At 53.0% G+C, this 16,623-nt stretch carries 17 protein-coding genes; 9 read left to right on the top strand and 8 right to left on the bottom strand.

Annotation, left to right across the window (positions count from 1 at the left end; translation table 11 throughout):
* Positions 1-17 precede the first annotated feature (17 nt).
* The 3 genes from MFFC18_RS11180 to MFFC18_RS11170 are packed head-to-tail and all read left to right on the top strand — an operon-like array spanning position 18 to position 3,188.
* Positions 18-965, top strand: coding sequence for a dihydrodipicolinate synthase family protein (locus MFFC18_RS11180; protein ID WP_087149701.1), 948 nt, complete (start codon positions 18-20; stop codon positions 963-965).
* The gene (locus MFFC18_RS11175) at positions 910-1,938 is read left to right on the top strand and encodes a proline racemase family protein (protein ID WP_238381350.1); all 1,029 of its coding nucleotides are present in this window, start codon (positions 910-912) and stop codon (positions 1,936-1,938) included. The genes MFFC18_RS11180 and MFFC18_RS11175 overlap by 56 nt, the downstream gene beginning before the upstream one ends.
* Positions 1,935-3,188 carry an NAD(P)/FAD-dependent oxidoreductase gene (locus tag MFFC18_RS11170; RefSeq protein WP_075086467.1) on the top strand — a complete coding sequence of 418 codons (1,254 nt, stop codon included), beginning with the start codon at positions 1,935-1,937 and terminating at the stop codon, positions 3,186-3,188. The genes MFFC18_RS11175 and MFFC18_RS11170 overlap by 4 nt, the downstream gene beginning before the upstream one ends.
* A gap of 82 nt (positions 3,189-3,270) precedes the next feature.
* Here MFFC18_RS11170 and MFFC18_RS11165 read toward each other — a convergent pair whose 3' ends face one another.
* Both MFFC18_RS11165 and MFFC18_RS11160 read right to left on the bottom strand, forming a co-directional pair.
* Positions 3,271-3,837 (bottom strand): hypothetical protein, encoded by a 567-nt coding sequence (locus MFFC18_RS11165; protein ID WP_075086468.1) that lies wholly within the window; start codon positions 3,835-3,837, stop codon positions 3,271-3,273.
* 99 nt (positions 3,838-3,936) lie between these two features.
* Positions 3,937-5,370: a tetratricopeptide repeat protein gene (locus MFFC18_RS11160; protein ID WP_075086469.1), complete on the bottom strand. Its 1,434-nt coding sequence runs from the start codon at positions 5,368-5,370 to the stop codon at positions 3,937-3,939.
* A gap of 295 nt (positions 5,371-5,665) precedes the next feature.
* On the opposite strand from MFFC18_RS11160, the gene MFFC18_RS11155 reads away from it, so the two are divergent.
* From MFFC18_RS11155 to MFFC18_RS11135, 5 genes are all read left to right on the top strand, one after another.
* Entirely contained in the window at positions 5,666-6,520 is an 855-nt protein-coding gene (locus MFFC18_RS11155) for a GGDEF domain-containing protein (protein ID WP_075086470.1), read from the top strand.
* 102 nt (positions 6,521-6,622) lie between these two features.
* Entirely contained in the window at positions 6,623-7,642 is a 1,020-nt protein-coding gene (locus tag MFFC18_RS11150; protein ID WP_075086471.1) for a hypothetical protein, read from the top strand.
* Positions 7,643-7,864: 222 nt separating this feature from the next.
* Positions 7,865-9,028 carry a GNAT family N-acetyltransferase gene (locus MFFC18_RS11145; protein ID WP_157665262.1) on the top strand — a complete coding sequence of 388 codons (1,164 nt, stop codon included), beginning with the start codon at positions 7,865-7,867 and terminating at the stop codon, positions 9,026-9,028.
* Positions 9,029-9,713: 685 nt separating this feature from the next.
* Positions 9,714-10,385, top strand: coding sequence for a hypothetical protein (locus MFFC18_RS11140; protein ID WP_148618814.1), 672 nt, complete (start codon positions 9,714-9,716; stop codon positions 10,383-10,385).
* Between the two features lie 295 nt (positions 10,386-10,680).
* Positions 10,681-11,985 (top strand): OmpP1/FadL family transporter, encoded by a 1,305-nt coding sequence (locus tag MFFC18_RS11135; RefSeq protein ID WP_075086476.1) that lies wholly within the window; start codon positions 10,681-10,683, stop codon positions 11,983-11,985.
* A gap of 269 nt (positions 11,986-12,254) precedes the next feature.
* Here the strand turns inward: MFFC18_RS11135 and rplI are convergent, their stop codons facing one another.
* The 5 genes from rplI to MFFC18_RS11110 all read right to left on the bottom strand — a co-directional run bounded on the left by rplI (position 12,255) and on the right by MFFC18_RS11110 (position 15,198).
* The gene (rplI, locus tag MFFC18_RS11130; protein WP_084417437.1) at positions 12,255-12,794 is read right to left on the bottom strand and encodes a 50S ribosomal protein L9; all 540 of its coding nucleotides are present in this window, start codon (positions 12,792-12,794) and stop codon (positions 12,255-12,257) included.
* A 46-nt stretch (positions 12,795-12,840) separates the two neighbouring features.
* Positions 12,841-13,299, bottom strand: coding sequence for a single-stranded DNA-binding protein (gene ssb, locus MFFC18_RS11125; protein ID WP_075086477.1), 459 nt, complete (start codon positions 13,297-13,299; stop codon positions 12,841-12,843).
* 101 nt (positions 13,300-13,400) lie between these two features.
* Positions 13,401-13,814, bottom strand: a complete 414-nt coding sequence (gene rpsF / locus MFFC18_RS11120; protein WP_075086478.1) for a 30S ribosomal protein S6 — start codon at positions 13,812-13,814, stop codon at positions 13,401-13,403.
* A gap of 21 nt (positions 13,815-13,835) precedes the next feature.
* Positions 13,836-14,486 carry an aminoacyl-tRNA hydrolase gene (gene pth, locus MFFC18_RS11115; RefSeq protein ID WP_075086552.1) on the bottom strand — a complete coding sequence of 217 codons (651 nt, stop codon included), beginning with the start codon at positions 14,484-14,486 and terminating at the stop codon, positions 13,836-13,838.
* A 91-nt stretch (positions 14,487-14,577) separates the two neighbouring features.
* Positions 14,578-15,198: a 50S ribosomal protein L25 gene (locus tag MFFC18_RS11110; protein ID WP_075086479.1), complete on the bottom strand. Its 621-nt coding sequence runs from the start codon at positions 15,196-15,198 to the stop codon at positions 14,578-14,580.
* Positions 15,199-15,488: 290 nt separating this feature from the next.
* Here MFFC18_RS11110 and MFFC18_RS11105 point away from each other — a divergent pair, with 290 nt between their 5' ends.
* Positions 15,489-15,821 carry a co-chaperone GroES gene (locus MFFC18_RS11105; protein ID WP_075086480.1) on the top strand — a complete coding sequence of 111 codons (333 nt, stop codon included), beginning with the start codon at positions 15,489-15,491 and terminating at the stop codon, positions 15,819-15,821.
* A gap of 7 nt (positions 15,822-15,828) precedes the next feature.
* Here the strand turns inward: MFFC18_RS11105 and MFFC18_RS11100 are convergent, their stop codons facing one another.
* Positions 15,829-16,533 carry a hypothetical protein gene (locus tag MFFC18_RS11100; protein ID WP_148618813.1) on the bottom strand — a complete coding sequence of 235 codons (705 nt, stop codon included), beginning with the start codon at positions 16,531-16,533 and terminating at the stop codon, positions 15,829-15,831.
* Between the last annotated feature and the right edge of the window lie 90 nt (positions 16,534-16,623).

The raw sequence follows: 16,623 nt of genomic DNA, 5'->3' as shown, positions 1-16,623 counted from the left end.
TGGAAAACCAAGTGGCAATCGATTCTTCTATTTTTCAAGGCTGCATTCCGGCTTTGATGACTCCCTGTCGCGAAGACCGCAGCATTAATTTTGAAGCCCTTGTCAAAAAAGGCACGCAGATGATGGACGCCGGTATGACTGGCGTTGTCTACTGTGGCTCGATGGGCGATTGGCCGCTACTAACGGACCAGCAACGTCAGGAAGGCGTGGCGAAACTTGCCGAAGCAAAAATTCCCGTTGTCGTTGGAACGGGCGCACAGAACACACAGATCGCTGTCGAACACGCTGCTCACGCGGCCTCCGTCGGAGCCGCTGGCTTGATGGTCATCCCACGAGTGCTCTCGCGCGGAAAGTCTCCGGCCGCTCAACGGGATCACTTTTCTGCGATCCTGGCTGCGGCCCCTGATCTGCCCGCCGTCATCTACAACAGTCCCTACTACGGTTTCGAAACGAAAGCGGATCTGTTTTTCGAACTGCGTCGCGAGTTCCCAAGCTTGATCGGATTCAAAGAGTTCGGCGGCGCGGAATCGCTTTCGTACGCGGCCGAGCAGATCACGCACACTGACGATGACGTGTTGTTGATGGCAGGCGTCGACACTCAGGTTTACCACGGCTTTGTCCGCTGCGGAGCCGTTGGCGCGATCACAGGAATCGGAAACTGTCTTCCTGTGGAAGTCTTGAAATACGTTGCTCTTTGCGTCGCCGCCAGCCAGGGCGATCCGGAAGCCGATCGGTTCGCGCTGGAGTTGTCCAATGCTCTGACCGTGCTGTCGAAGTTCGATGAAGGCCCGGACCTGGTGTTGTACTACAAGTACTTGCTATTCCTGCTTGGCGATTCAGACTACGAATTCCAGATCAACAAAACCGACGTTCTCTCACCCAGCCAGGCTCGGTACGCGAAGAAGCAACTTGAACAGTTTCAAGCCTGGTGGAGTCGTTGGCCCGGCAAAGATTTTTCGGCGTAGGAGCCTGATTGTGCAAGTCATCGATTCACACACCGAAGGGGAACCAACGCGAGTCATTATCGAAGGCGGTCCCGATCTTGGAACTGGCCCATTGAGCGATCGAGTGGCGCGTTTCCGCGAAAACGCAGATGAATATCGTCAATTCGCGATCAACGAACCGCGTGCTTTTGACGCCGTCGTTGGAGCTTTGATTTGCAAGCCAGAAGATCCTGACTGCGCCGCTGGAGTCATCTTTTTCAACAACGCTGGTTACCTCGGGATGTGCGGCCATGGCACGATCGGACTGGCTGTAACGTTGCATCACTTGGGGCGGATCGGTTTGGGCACGCATCAAATTGAAACACCGGTTGGCGTCGTTACCGTTGACTTGATCAGCCCAAATCGGGCTACGATCGAGAACGTTCCGAGCTATCGTCATAAGAGCAACGTGATGGTCGAAGTCGAGAACATCGGCATGATTTCGGGCGAGATTGCGTGGGGCGGAAACTGGTTCTTTCTGGTTCACCCGTCGCCGCTGCCGTTGGAAACGGACAACATCGAAGCGTTGGTGTATCTCTCAAAAAAGATTATGGAGTCGCTGGCGCAGCAAGGGCACACGGGCTCCGATGGTGCCGCGATTGATCACGTCGAGTTCTCGGAGGACGTGGTTTCGCCAAACGTCGACTGTCGAAATTTTGTACTCTGCCCGGGAGGCGTCTACGACCGTTCGCCTTGCGGGACGGGAACCAGTGCCAAGCTGGCCTGTCTGGCCGAGGATGGAAAGCTGGAACCGGGAGCCACCTTCGTGCAGGAAAGTATTGGCGGCGGACAATTCACAGCGGAGTACTGGAAGGCTGAATCCGTTGGGGAACCTGCCATGATCATTGCGAGAATTACTGGCAACGCATTCATCATTGGCGAAACAAAATTGATCGGCCAGCCTGGCGATCCCCTCGCTCAAGGCATTGTCACAGAAAGCAGTTCGCCGGCATGACGGATAAAACTTCTTCGGTCACCATCATCGGAGCCGGAATCGTCGGCATCGCGTGTGCTCACTATCTGGCCGACGCGGGACTGAAGGTGACGATTATCGATCGAGGCCAAGCCGCGTCTGCGTGTTCGCAATCGAATTGCGGCTACATATGTCCCAGCCATGCCTTACCGTTGACCGAACCCGGAGCGTTCAAAGCGGCACTTGGGTCGCTGTTCAATCCGAAGGCTCCCTTTCGCGTAAAACCTACGCTGAATCTGGCACTATACAAGTGGCTGATGCAGTTCGCCAAACGATGCACGCATCGTCAAATGTTGGCCGCGGGTAAGCCGTTGCAAGCGATCCTCGAAGCGTCGATGAAGGAGTATCGCGAACTGGTGAGCAAACATCCCTTCGATTGCGAATGGAAAGAAGACGGCTTGCTGTACGTGCTTCAAACTCAGCGCGGCATGGATTCGTTTGCGAAAACAGATGACCTTGTGACCCGTCATTTTGGGATTCCGGCGACGCGAATCGAAGGAGCCGATCTTCCAGAATTCGATGCTGGACTGAAACCGGGATTGGCAGGCGCGTTCCTCTATCCCGGTGATACATCTGTTCGTCCGGACAAGCTCAACGTGTCCTGGATTAAGCATTTGAAAGAGCGGAACATTACGTTTGTGGAAAACTGTGAGCTTCGCTCCGTTCGCAAACAGGCTGGCCGCGTTGTCGCGATCGAAACGTCGACGGGTGAATTCGAGAGCGAACATTTTGTGTTTGCTTTCGGCGCTTGGGCTGCCAATTGGGAAAAAGAGCTGGGTTGCTCCATCCCGGTTCAGCCAGGAAAAGGCTATTCGGTCACGATGGATCGTCCCGAGCATTCGCCTCGGCATCCGATTCTTTTTCCCGAACACAAAGTCGGCGTGTCACCGTTTGACGATGGATTTCGACTTGGTTCGATGATGGAATTTTCTGGTTATGATTCGACAATTCCTGATTACCGGATTCAGCAGCTTCGCGATTCCGCCAGGCCCTATTTGGTCGCTTCTGTGGATGGAGAAGTTCGTTCGAAATGGTACGGATGGCGACCAATGACCTGGGATTCGTTACCAATTATCGGACACGTTCCGAACTTGAGAAACGCTTTTCTGGCGACCGGCCACAACATGCTGGGACTGAGCCTTGCACCGGGGACGGGACGACTGATCGCAGAAATCGTAACTCAGCAACCGACTCATATCGATGCGACTCCTTACAGCCCATCAAGGTTTTAGCCTCTGCCACGCGATACGAAGGTGCTTGTGAGTCACTGGTTTCACGTTTCCCGTTGGCATGATTCTGCGTGCCCAACAAGGGCTAGACCACGCCCTCGGTTGCCAGAACTTTCTGAACCTGGCGTCGATGGATCTTTATATGAAAGCTCGACAACGCGTGAAGTCGTTTCAGACCAAGCCTGCCGAACAGGTCGTGCCGAATGGAACCGGTCGATTCTTTGTAACGTCCCGACTCCGCGAGATTGTTCGCAAATCCGATGTATTGCCAAGCCGAATCCTGAAACCGGTCAATACAGTCTGCGCCCACATCTTCGGGCACAAGATATCGATAGTTTGGGACCAATGCGCGCGTCTCGTCTCCGATCAACAGCGCCTGCATCGCTCGGAAAAGATAATCTGTGTGCAAGCAGAGGTGCTCCACGACCATGAACACAGTCCATTCGCGACTTGCGTGCCGCATGCCCATCAGTCTTGGGATCTTAGGCTGCCTGCCCAGTAGGTCGTAATCGCAATCGTTAAGCGTGTCGACCAATAGGCCGACCTGATTCTCGAATCGACGTGTGTTCCTGGAATAGCTACCCGTCAGACAATGAGCCTCAAAGCTGGATCTCAACCAGACATTCTCAAAACCGGAAAAATCCTCGGGCATACCTGAAGCATCCTTTCGTCAGGCGGATGGACAACGTCGACAAAACTGTAATTCGATCATCATCGCAACGATCACGATCAAGAAGGTGAATCGGGCAGATCACTCGGCGCTCTTACCAACGTTGCTGCGATAAGGCTTCTTGGATTGATAAAGCTCGAGTCGCGCCTGATAGCCAGACTTTTCATCTTCCGGAGCCAACTCTACGGCCTTTTTCTGACTCTCAACTGCAGCTTCGAAATCTCCATTTTCGGCCAACGCTGCAGCCAACGTATCGATGAAGTTCCAATCTTTATCTCCGCTGATTCCGACAGCCTTCTTCGCGTACTCGACCGCTTTCTTGCCATCGCGGAAGTCTTCTTCCGGGCATACTGCGAGGAACCACGCCAAACCGTTGAGCACTTCCGGAACCGAGTCGCCCAGTTCGAGGGCCTTCTCAAAGTCCGCCATCGCTTTCTTGTATTCCATCTTCGCCTCAAACGCGACCGCACGGTTGCTCAGAGTCGTTGGCGTGCCTTCGCCGCCAGAAAGCTCAATGCACCGATCGTAATCTTCAATCGCTTCATCAAGTTTGCCCAACGCAACATTGCAGACAGCTCGATTGTTGTACGCCAACTGCAAACGCGGCGCGTAATTGATCGCACGGTTGAGATCGAACATCGCCTCTTCGACTTTGCCCAGCTTGTACAAAACCCAACCACGGTGATTGAGCGATACAGCATTTTTTGGCTGAATATCGACAGCACGTTCTGCAGATTCGAGCGCCTTGTCCAAGTCGTTTTCCGAAAGGTAAATGTTGCTCATCCCGATATGGCTGTCTGAAATACGCTTGTTGATCTCGATCGATTTTGCGTAGTCTTTTCGAGCATCGTCGGTGTAGCCAGCATCGTGTTTCGCGCTGGCCCGGTTAATGTAAAACCAGGCTTCTGCCGGACGAAGTTCAATGGCTTTGTCATAGTTTTTGATGGCTTCGTCATGAGCACCAGCGGCATAGAGCACGTTGCCGAGGTTGTAGTAAGCCCGAGCAGAATTTTTGTTCAAACGTATCGCGACAGCGATGTCGTTAACCGCTTGCTGGCGATTGCCCAACTCATTGTTGACCACTCCGCGATTCGACCAGCTTGCTGCGTTCTCGTTATTGATTCGCAGCGAATTGTTGATGTCTCGCAGTGCTTCCTGAAGCTTTTCATTCTCGCGATGGATCATCCCGCGGTGAGCGTAAGCAGCGTAATCTTTCTCGTTGCCTTTGATGCGTTCGGAATAGTAATCTTCCGCATCGCCCAGGTTCATGACGTACTCCAGCGGCAACCAACCGTTGACGCCCTCAAGTGCACACCACTTGCTACCGCTGGTGGCGATAATCGTGTGGATACTGCCTTCGAAAACTTCGCCAACTTTCTTTTCTTTGATCTTGGTGGGGAAATTGGCGGTCACGCAGACGCGGTCGCCGACTTCCTGAGCACCTACGACGGTGCTGAAGACAAAAAGGATCAGGCAAGCCAGCAGACTGGCGTATTTGAAGTTATGAGAAAGCATTTTTGAGGCAGCCACTCGGCAGGGCAGGGAAAGAAAAAAGCCGCCGATCGAGAATCTGGCGACGTCTATAAAGTATTAAAAGGCTTCAATATTTTCAAACGAAAACCTGCGATTCCGGCTCGTTCGCTCGGAATGTCAGTCTGTAACGTTTCCGCCGATTGAAATAGTGGAAAAAGTTCGATGAGACAGTTTGTTTAGCCACACCCAACCATTCGCCGCATTACCCACTTCTGGTCCCAATCAGCGGTCTGCCGTACTAACATGGAGTCTTTAGCCCTGGTCAAAACCTCACGCCATGAGCCGCCGATTGTCTCAGCAACTGAACCGAATTGAGAGCGAAGCCCTTCGTCTGGCTCCCTGTGCAATCATCGCTTGTGACGACGAAAACAGGATCCAACTGGCCAATCTGAAAGCCATTGAATTGTTGTGTCCAGATCCCGCCGTCCAACGGGATCTCTCCGGCGTCGCGGCGAGCTCGATCTTTCCGGGCGTCGACTTCAAGGCCGACGGTCCGCGTGGAGAGAAGATACTTCTTTCCGCGGTCCAGGATCGTCCGTCTCTCGAAATCCAGTTGGTCAAATATCAGCTCGACGGCTGCCGTTGGACGTTTGTCTATTTTGACCGACCGGAAAACAGGCGTAAACGCGAACTGATCCTGGAGAAAGAAGCATCCACCGATCCACTGAGTGGGCTGGCAAATCGAAGGGCGTTCCAGCGAGCGATGGAAGCCAATCAGCACCGTGCTCTTTCGCTGGCGATTATCGATATCGATCACTTCAAGCTGGCCAACGACAGCCACGGCCACCTCGCCGGCGATGAGCTGATTCGACTAACCAGCCGATTGCTTCGCGACTCGTTCAGCGATGCCCTGCTGGTTTCACGCATGGGCGGCGACGAGTTTAGCGTGCTGTTTGAGACCGGCAACAAAAACGAAATCATCGAAGCGCTTTCCGCATTTCGAGAGAAAGTCTCGTTGAGCAAACTCACGGATCTCGACGGAGTCCAATTTACGGTATCGATCGGAGCCGTGATTGCAAAGGTCGCTGGAATCGAATCGCGGACATTGCTAACCCACGCCGACCAGCAACTTTACCTCGCCAAGGGACGCGGCAGAAACCAGGTATCACACGTTTTGCTGAACGATTCGTAAATCGACATTCGAATCATCAGCTCGCAACTGAATCGGATTCGAAAAAACGCTATATTGGTACGCTGACACTTCAGGAACCAAAGATCCCGCACAATAGATCTCATGACCAAAATTGAATCCAAAAGCAGCATCAAGCTTGGCGTCGTGCCAACTCACATTCAGTTCCTGGACGGCCTCGTGCCTGACGACAACGGCAACATGCCGCGTGACGACGAAGGACAACTAAAAGTCGTCTCGCGGATGCAAGGTTTGGCCGATATGACTCAAGCCAAAATCGATTGCGTTCAGGTATCGATGTTCCCGGGCGTTGCGGATGCAGACTACGACGAAATGGTCAAAGGTCTCGAGAGCCTGGGGATGGAAGTCCACGTTATTCTGATGGTCGGCGGCGCAGGCAACCCGATGGACCCTGCAGACGAAAACGCCGTCGTTGACTGTTTGGTAGAGTGCCTCGAATCAGCAGCCAAACGCGGTTTGAAAACTGTTGGCTCGACGTCGCTTGAACCGTGGATGACGGGCGGGGAAAGAAAAGAAGGGGCCGACTTTGACGCGGCCGTCGAACAGATCATTAAAGTCCACCTCAAGGCTTACGAAAAATCAAACATCGCGGATTCGTCGATTGAGTCGTGGAACATCGAGTTCTTGCGCGACGTCGAGTTTGCGACCTTCACTGACGTTGGACGTGCATGGCAGCTCGTCGACAAAGCAAACGAGGCCTTGGGACGGCCATTCTTTCAAGTGCTCGTCGACGCCGCGCACTGCGGAGATTCCCAACTGTCCCTCGATGAAAACATCGGCCTGATCGAAGAAATTGGAGCCAGCGATGGGCTAAGTGTCTTCCATGCTTCAGCAAAGACAACTCGTGGCTGCATTACGACGGATGACGGCTGGATCGGCGCACTTTTATCAGCCTGTGCACGAACGGGTAAACTCGAATACGTCTACGCCGAAATGTTTCACCATGAAGACCCTGCATTGCAGTCGTTACGAGATGCGGTGCCGGGACATGGCGTAGATACGACCGATGGGCGGACTTACGACGAAATGATTTCGGACGCTCTCAACAGCCTCTCACATCGTCTGAACAATCTCGCCCAACGAGGCATTGGCGGGACCCGTTAGCGACTGCCAACGGCGTGCTTCCTTGAGCTGTTTCATGTTGGATTTTGATCCCCGGTTCCTGCCGATACTGAGGTTCGAGGGACTGGCCGTTTGTGCGGGTTGAATCAGCTGGACCCCCGATTCTCGTATTTGGGAACGGATAATGATCAATAACTGTGGTCCCAAATTTCGTCCTGAGCATAATGGGTACAGGCGGAGCCAATCCCCCAACGTCCCAACATGATGAACAGCTACCTGATGAATTCGACGACCGAATCAATTGAAGCCGCACAGACCGAATCTCCTGTTGCCGCGCGCCCGATTGTCCGTACTCAACCTTGCAACATTCAAATCGTTAGACCGCAGTCCCTGAGCGGCGCGATTCTGGAAGACTGGAATCGAATCCGACGGTCCAACACGGTCTTCAATAGTCCCTACTTCGACGTTGAGTTTACCAAAGCAGTCGGTCGGGTTCGCGACGATGTTCGAATCGCGATCGCTGAAACCGATGGCAACATCGTTGGTATCCTTCCGTTTCAGGAGAACACTCCTGGCCACGCGGTTCCCGTGGGCGGATTGCTCAACGACTGGCACGGAATCATGGGCAAGCAGGATCCGCAGACGCTGGAGCTGATGCTGAAAGCCGCCAAGCTTGATTCGTTCAAGTTTCACGCGATTGACGCGTCAAATGACTCTTTGGCAAAGTACTACTTTCGAGAATTCAAATCGCACTACGCGGACCTTTCCGATGGCTGGGAAGCGTATCGCAGGTGGGCCCGGAAGAACAGTTCAACGATCAAACGTCAGGGACAAAAGACGCGTGGCCTTGGGCGCGAAGTCGGCGAAGTCCGTTTCGAGTTCGAGTCGGAAGATCCGCTGCTGCTGGAGCGACTGATCGAACTGAAGCGAACGAGGTATACAAACTCCAACACGTTTGACATTCTTGGTGTCCGCTGGGCTTCCGACCTGCTTCGAGAAATTCATCGCGTCCGACAGCCGAACTTTCGCGGCATTCTTTCCGTCCTGTGGGCCGGTGACGAACTGGTTGGGGCCCATTTCGGTATGCTGACGAATGATATCCTGCATTACTGGTTTCCTGTTTACGATCCGCGCTTTCACAAGTACTCGCCAGGCACTGAGATGCTGATGCAGTCCGCAGAACACGCATGCGAGCTCGGTGCTCGAAAACTGGACCTGGGTTACGGAGACGACGCTTACAAATTCAAGTTTTGCAATGCAAGTGAACCAGTCGCGTTTGGAATGGCGAACTTTAACCCTCTTTCCCGAGCAATCGCGCGGCGCCAATATACGTTCCGAAATCATCTGAAACAGATTCCGATGAAGCCATTGGTGAAGCGAATCCTGAGACGGCTTTACCCCCGATTCGGGGGATGGAATTTTCGCTAGCAGCTGAATGCGTCGGTGCTGAGGGAGCACTATCTCGCGTTACGGCAGCGAATTGATGTCACGGACGAGAAATCTGATCAAATCCGAGACTTTTTCGCCTCGGGAAAACGGGGGATTATCGTGGCCGTTTGGCCAATTTACACGGTAAAACGCGTGTTTTTCTTTCCGTTGACCGCTGCAACCCAGTTGTTATTCTGTGAGTTCCCCATCGACCTGCCCACCCGTCCATTGCTTGGACTACAGGCCGAACTCGAACGTCCTCCGAAGTTTGCCCGGAGTTTGTGGGCGAATGTCATATCTGGCCACAGAATGACATTTGCTCGCATTGATGATCGTCAGATCATTCGGCAAACAGCTTGATCAGGATTGACAACACCCTGTGAGAGAACAACACGGCCCAGCACGATTCATTCGCTGCTGGGCCGTGTCTTTTTGCGCGATCGTTGCTCGACGCGCAGCCCGCACAAATTGCCCCAGAGTTGCTGGTTCTCATTTCCCTGCTGCTGGAAGGAATTTTAACGAATTCCCGTCACATCGAAGCTCATTTTCTTCAGACTCTTTCCGATATTCGTAAGCAGAGTGAAGTCTGGAATCATCCTCAAACTTCCACATTCAAAGTCGATGCATTCGATTCTGGCCGGTGAACGATTACCGGGTCCGGAAGAAACTGATGGAGCTGGTAAACATGTCGAAACAATTGATCGTCGTTGCTGCCGCGGCAGCTTTTATTCTGGTGCTGTCTACCGGAACCTCTCACGCCCAAGTCGAAACGTTTGGCTACCCGGCCGGAGGCGCGGCTTGCGGTACAGGCTGTGGCGACGCCAGCATCGCCGCCCAGCAGCGTTCGTTCGGCTACGGGCAAATGTCTGACCGTTTCAAAGCGACTCAGGTTCAGAATGAAAAGATTCACGCTCGCAACGCGGCGTGGCCAAAACCGTTTGCGTGTGCCAGCCGCCAGGTCTATCACAACATCTGGCGACCAATGTACGATGCCGGTTATGAAGACCAGAACATTCTGACCGGAGTCCACTTCGACCAAGACGGCGAACTGACTCGCTACGGTAAAAATCAGATCAGCGGAATGATGATGAACATGCCAGAGGCTCGCCGAACGATCTACGTTCAGGAAACAGCTGATTCTGCTGAGACGAACAGCCGCGTTGCGAAAGTTCAGGACGTCATCCAAACATGGTACTCTCAACGAGGCGGCATGGTTCGGGTGTCTTCACGAACTGCTGTCACCATGAGCGGTGTGCGTGCTGTCGACATCACGGACAAAGCCACAAGCTCTGCTCCTGCTCCTGTCATCCCGATCGCGGACGGTGCCAGTGGCGTATCAAGTGCCGTTTCCCAGTAATACAGGAAACTGCCAACAACGAAATCAGAACGGCCGAGAGAGTTTCTCGGCCGTTTTTTTTGTGCGCTGACAGCGGGACACGCACAATGTCATGCCCGCGTAGAAGTTTGAGTGAAAGCTGCGCGTTTTGCTTCGGCCTTTTCACCGTCTGCAATATCAGCCAGCTTCAATCTTTGCACGCTCGCGAAACAGTTCGGGAGGCTCCGGGTTGTCCCTGTGAAACCGCTTCGTCAAACAGTGTCCCGTGTGGATCTGTCGATAGACATGGTGAACCCGTTGTCAAAGGACGCCCGCCATGTACCGCCGATTCAGTTCTCGCCAATCAATTCACGTCCTTGCTGTCTTGTTGATCGGAGCCGTTGTCACTTCCGACAGTTCAACCGCGTTCGCAGACGGTTTCATTCGCGATTCGATGGGAGCCCGAACTGCTGGCCGCGGAGGTGCGAACCTCGGCTATGCTGACAATGGCGCGATGTTGCTGGACAACCCGGCGGCGATGATCAACATGGATTCCATGAGGATGACGGACTTTGGAATCGACCTTCTGTTGACGGATCTTTCGTGGTCGGATCCTGACAATCCACGAACAGGCGCCGAAGACAATCCCATCCCGACGGGGCAGTTTTCTTACGCGATGAAAACGGCCAATCCAAATGTTGCCGTCGGGATCGGACTGTTCTCCCAGGCAGGATTTGGTGCTGAGTACACACTTGAAGGGCGTGCTCCGTTTTCGGGCCCGCAACACTACAAGTCGTTTGGAGCAATGGCTCGCTTTCTCCCGGCCATCTCAGTGCGAATGACGGACCGACTTTCAGTCGGGGCTAACTTGGGCGTCGCCATAAATCACATGGAACTTGAAGGCCCGTACACACTCCAAGGGCCCAACGCCTTTGCTGGCACACCGACAAAGTTCGATCTTCAGGCGACGGGTGCAGGTCTGAGTTGGGCCAGCGGACTGCAGTACCGTTTGTCGAATCGGACCACGATCGGCGTCAACTATCAGGACCAGGTGAAGATGACGCTTGATGGAAATACGGTCGTCGAGATTCCCGGCTTGGGACAATCACGCTTTGACACAAAGCTGGATGTGAAGTGGCCTCGATCACTTGGCGTTGGCTTGAAACACCAGTTGCGTTCAGATCTGGATTTTGGATTGGACGTAGTCTGGTTCAATTGGTCCGACGCGTTTCAGTCCTTCGACAATCACCTTTCGAACCCGGACAATCCGGTCTATGCCGCAGTCGTTGGCGATCAACTTCAGGAAAATTTGCCGCTGAATTGGCGCGATACAGTTTCGGTCAGAACGGGCCTTCAAAAGCATCTCTGCGGCGGCAAGACCCTTCGTGTCGGCTATACGTATCATCGAAATCCAATTCCAGACGGTACGCTTAGCCCGTTTGTTCAAACCAATTTGGAGCACGCGTTTGCGTTGGGCTATGGCTGGAAAGCTCTGGGCCACGAATTGGATTTTGCGTATCAGTTTTCGTTTAGCGATCCGCAACAAACCGGAACCAGCGACTACCTCGGAGGCGACTTCGACAACGCGACTGCAAAAGTTCAGGCTCACTGGCTGTCGCTGAGTGCCATTCGGCGATTCTAAGCTTCGACCAGAAATGAGACGGTCGATTGAAGATGGCGTAACGTGACATCCGGCAGATTCTGCCAAGCCGATGACTGAACGGGGCTCAATAGCAACCACGGGGTGCCGCCAAGTGATGTCGCCACAACTCGGCGTGAATTCCATTCTGCGGCCACATTTAGCGCTAAACCAAAGGCTAAGCCACAAAAAAACGTGCAGCGTCGCCAATGGCCATTGCCAATGGAAAACGCAGCACGTTTTGATAGTTCGATCAGGTCGAAGAGACCAGACTACTTCTCGTCTTCGACAGTAGGAACGACCCAAACTTTAAGTTCGGCTTCGATTTCCTGGTGCAAGTGAACCTTGACGGTGTAGAGCCCAAGTTCTTTCAGAACGCCTTCGAGGCGAATCTGGTCTGTTGTGAGGAGCACATCGTTTTGCTTCAGCGAATCAACGATCTCCGGAGCACCGACGCTACCGTAGAGATGGCCTTCTTCGTTCGCATTGGCTTCGATCGTAACGCTCTGCTTGGCAACGTGCTTGGCAAGATCGCGAAGATCCTTCAAGCGAGCCTGCTCAATTTCCTGCAACTTGGCACGGTGCTTGTCGACCATACGCTTGTGGTGATCGCTGGCAACTGTCGCCAGGCCTTGTGGCAACAAGTAGTTGTTGGCATAACCACGCTTGACGGTCACGACATCGCCCTGTTTTCCGAGATGATCGATCGACTGGATCAACAGAAGCTCAACGCCGGAAGTGTTTGACTTTTTCACACGCGGAGCGCCTGCTGGACGATTCCGCTTCTGCTTTTTCATTTTCGTGCTGGGCATGTGATTGACTTAAACTTGGTAAAAGGTTGCTGAATTAAAGTAGTTCCTAAAACGGAACATCGTCCGCCGGTGGCGGAGTACTACTGGCTTGTTGGTACGACGGCGAATTCGATGCCACTTGGGAACCTGATCCGGAGGCTTGTGAGCCGGAAGGATTTCCCTGGCCACCGCCGCCTGATCGGCCACCGAGCATTTGCATTCGCTCACCGACGACTTTTACTTTCGATCGCTTGCTACCGTCTTCTTGCGACCATGTCTCGTATTTCAATCGGCCTTCGATCAATACCGAAGACCCTTTCGCAAGGTACTCACTGGCAACTTCTGCCGTTCGTCCCCACAGTGTGATGTCGAAAAAGTTTGCTTCGTCGACCCACTCATCGTTTCTCTTGACACGCTCATTGACCGCCAAACCGATATCGGTCACAGCGGTGCCTTGTGGCGTGCGGCGCAATTCGACATCTCGAGTCAAGTTTCCGACAAGTACGACGCGATTGAAGCTGGCCATGATTTCTCCGGTTTCTGATTTGCAGGACTCATTCCCGCAGCTATTTCATCCTGAGTTCATCATTGTTGCACACAGTGACACGTCTGGTCACTGCTTCGCAACTACTCCGCCGCGGCGGCTGTTTCGGCAGGCTTTGCCGCAGCAGTTTCCGCTGGAGCTGCTTCTTCTTCAGCCTCAACGGGAACTTCACCTTTGGCGACAGCGACCATTGGATCGACCAATCTCGGCTCAAGCTTCACAAACAAGTGACGCAAAATCGAGTCGTTAAGCTGAGTTGAGCGATTCAGTTTCGCCAAACGTGTGCTTTCGATGCGAGCGTAAGTCAACCAGTAGGCACCCTTGCGGTGGCCCTTGATCGGGAACGCGAGCTTTTGCTCATTCCACAGTCGACTGGCAAGGATCTCACCATCGACCGACTCGATCAATTCTTCGACCGCCTTTTGGGCAGCTGCAGGATTGCGCGCGTAAGCGTTGGCATTAAAGATGAACATGCATTCGTAGACGTTTTCGGCCACGGTAACCTCTGGTCCTATAAGTCAATCAGTTGATTTATTTTCAGTGTCGCTTTGAGTATCCGCCGGCTTTTTTCCCGGCTTCTGTTTCTTTTTTGGTTTGGCCGAAGGGTCAGCATTGAACCGGTTCATCGTCGCTTGCACGTCGTTTTCGATCCAGAACTCACAAGCCTTCACAGCCTGCCTCACCGAATCACCGATCAAAACCTGATCATGTTCGTCAAACTTACCCAGCACATAGTCAGCCGTATCCCAGTTGGCGGGCGGTCGCCCGATTCCCAACCGGAGTCTTGGAAACTCCTGCGAGCCAAGACGGTTGATGATGTCCTTGATTCCGTTTTGACCTCCGGCAGAGCCTTTCGCACGAATGCGAATTCGCCCAACATCCAGGTTGAGGTCGTCACAGATCACCATCAAATCTTTTAAATCGAGTTTAAAAAAATCGATGGCTGCCCGAACGGACTGGCCGCTCAGATTCATGTAAGTCAGTGGCGACAGAAGGACCACCTTGGTCATTCCAATCATCACTTCGTTTACATTTGCGTTGAATTTTGATTTCGCTCTGGCACCAAAGGCATGCCTTTCGACCAGAGCATCAATCACATCAAATCCAACATTGTGCCGGGTTGCGTTGTACTTGGCACCCGGGTTCCCCAGACCGACGACTATCTTCATGGAATCAAATTCAGTCGTCGAATCCCTGGAACTGCGAAACAGATTGAGCAACTTTCTAAACGCCACTCAACTAACCTCGCAAATGTTTCAACTACTCAGCTGCATCCTCTTTGGATTCGCCGATGACTTCTGGTTCGCTCGGAGCGTCCTCATCTCCATCCGCAGCTGCACCTTTCGGTGGCGGACATGAGATAACGGTCTCTGCAGGGTTTCCAACCAAAGCAGCACCTTCAGGAAGCGCAATCTCGCTTGCACTGATGCTTCCATCCAGCTGCAATTCGTCGATGCTGACTTCCAAAAAGTCCGGCAGCATGTTGGCCGGGCATGTGATTTTCAATTCATGAGCCAACTGAGTCACCATTCCGCCAAGGCCAGCACCAGGAGCTTCGCCCTTCATGTGCAGCGGCAGTGACGCTTCAATGGTCTCGGACGCATCAACACGCGCCAAATCAATGTGAAGAATGCGGGAACCAAATGCGTCCCACTGAACTTCCTTGATCATCGCGGTGTCGTTGACTGCGCCACTGAGTGAAACCACATAGTGACCGTGATCGACAATCCTGGAAACAGCTCGGCTGTCGACTACAAGATTGACATTGTCCTGACCGTGTCCGTAAAGAACCGCTGGGACTTTGCCTTCTTTGCGAAGTCGGCGAATCCTCAACGTCCCTGTCGTTTCACGCTTTTCTACTAACAGTGCTTCTGCTGACACTTTTCAACCTGTAACTAATTTCCGTGGGGAAGTCCCCGTTGTCGATAATGGCGAATCATTGCCTTGAACGGTTCCGGTTCACATCGGCGAATCGGCCTGCGTCGGGGCATAAATTCCCCGCGATTTGTTCGGTAATCGGGAGATTTTTGCAGAAACAAAGGAGTTTTCAACCCCAAACCTGCGAGGATTCTAAATCGAGCGAATCATCGGCCTCAAGACGAAGCAGTTCTTTTCCGAATCGCCCAAATTGTTACGATATTTCGATCCATTATCGGCCCAAGCAGGAAATCATGGCGAAAGAGCGAAAGTCAACAAAACGAACGAAATTTGAGTATGTCGAGCCAATCGGGCTGCGCGTTCTGGTTCGCAAGGACGAGCCCAAAAAGGAAACCAAGGGAGGAATCGCTCTTCCGGATTCCGCTGAAATCCCCACGATTACCGGACGAATCGTCACAATTTCCGCCGCGATCGAACATGACGAGGATTTGCCGCTGAAGCAGTACGACAAGGTGCTCTTTCATCCGGGCAACGCAATTCCCGTCGATTTCGAATCGGATAATCACCTGTTTGTGGTTCCCGCCGAAGATATCGTGGCTGTCTTTCGCCAGGAAACGAAAGAGTGAGTTGCGCTCACGCGTTTATCCAATTGTAGATAAAACTGATTGCTGGACTGGCGACGGCTGCAATGAAAATCGCAAGAATCCCCAACCAGTGCCAAAGGTCTCGACGAACGCGGCCAAATATTTCGCTTGCTACCAAGGCGATCAGGGCCAACGCCAGCAGGCCGTTTATGCCGATTTCAATCCAGTCCAAAATCGCAAACCAGCTAACGAACGACGTATAACCAGTGTAAATCGTCCACTCGTTCCAGGTCATGTAGGTGACCATCAGAACTGCATTCACTAACGAATGTATCGCCAACAGCAGCAAAACGGCTCGCCACATTCGCCGATATCTAATTGCCCCAAAAACAAGGACGATCGCGGAAACGAGACTGGAAATAGACAAGAACAAGAGTACCCAATGATCAAAGCCGCCGTCCCCATCCAGCGAACTCTGCCCGAAAAGGGTCAGAAACAAAGCCATTGGAATCAGATAGCCGACGACTGAAATTAGCACGCTGACCAAAACCCAGTGCCCGGGCTGAAGCAAATATCGTCCCGTCGTTCGTTTCTGAATCGCGAACCGATAGAGAGCCGCAAAGGGAACACCGATTTGAGTGGAATACACGAACCGCTGTAATAATTCGAACCATAAGACATCGGAATCTATCCCACGGTTCATGTTTGTGAGCTGCTCTTGAAACGCGAAAGCGCCAGCCATCGCCGCGGTCAACAGCATCAATTCAATGATGCCGAGCTGAGGCAAAACGTATTCTGCCTCAGGTCCGTCTAAATCATGAACGCCCGAGTTTTCCGACGACGG

It is taken from the genome of Mariniblastus fucicola (assembly GCF_008087665.1).
GTDB classification, from domain to species: Bacteria; Planctomycetota; Planctomycetia; order Pirellulales; family Pirellulaceae; genus Mariniblastus; species Mariniblastus fucicola.
This window is presented reverse-complemented; position numbering and strand designations above follow the sequence as displayed.

Bases quoted from the DNA above. Each gene is read 5' to 3' on its own strand.
- MFFC18_RS11170 (WP_075086467.1), top strand. From the start codon at position 1,935: ATGACGGATAAAACTTCTTCGGTCACCATCATCGGAGCCGGAATCGTC.
- MFFC18_RS11165 (WP_075086468.1), bottom strand. From the start codon at position 3,837: ATGCCCGAGGATTTTTCCGGTTTTGAGAATGTCTGGTTGAGATCCAGC.
- MFFC18_RS11160 (WP_075086469.1), bottom strand. From the start codon at position 5,370: ATGCTTTCTCATAACTTCAAATACGCCAGTCTGCTGGCTTGCCTGATC.
- MFFC18_RS11155 (WP_075086470.1), top strand. From the start codon at position 5,666: ATGAGCCGCCGATTGTCTCAGCAACTGAACCGAATTGAGAGCGAAGCC.
- MFFC18_RS11150 (WP_075086471.1), top strand. From the start codon at position 6,623: ATGACCAAAATTGAATCCAAAAGCAGCATCAAGCTTGGCGTCGTGCCA.
- MFFC18_RS11145 (WP_157665262.1), top strand. From the start codon at position 7,865: ATGAACAGCTACCTGATGAATTCGACGACCGAATCAATTGAAGCCGCA.
- MFFC18_RS11140 (WP_148618814.1), top strand. From the start codon at position 9,714: ATGTCGAAACAATTGATCGTCGTTGCTGCCGCGGCAGCTTTTATTCTG.
- MFFC18_RS11135 (WP_075086476.1), top strand. From the start codon at position 10,681: ATGTACCGCCGATTCAGTTCTCGCCAATCAATTCACGTCCTTGCTGTC.
- rplI (WP_084417437.1), bottom strand. From the start codon at position 12,794: ATGCCCAGCACGAAAATGAAAAAGCAGAAGCGGAATCGTCCAGCAGGC.
- ssb (WP_075086477.1), bottom strand. From the start codon at position 13,299: ATGGCCAGCTTCAATCGCGTCGTACTTGTCGGAAACTTGACTCGAGAT.
- pth (WP_075086552.1), bottom strand. From the start codon at position 14,486: ATGAAGATAGTCGTCGGTCTGGGGAACCCGGGTGCCAAGTACAACGCA.
- MFFC18_RS11105 (WP_075086480.1), top strand. From the start codon at position 15,489: ATGGCGAAAGAGCGAAAGTCAACAAAACGAACGAAATTTGAGTATGTC.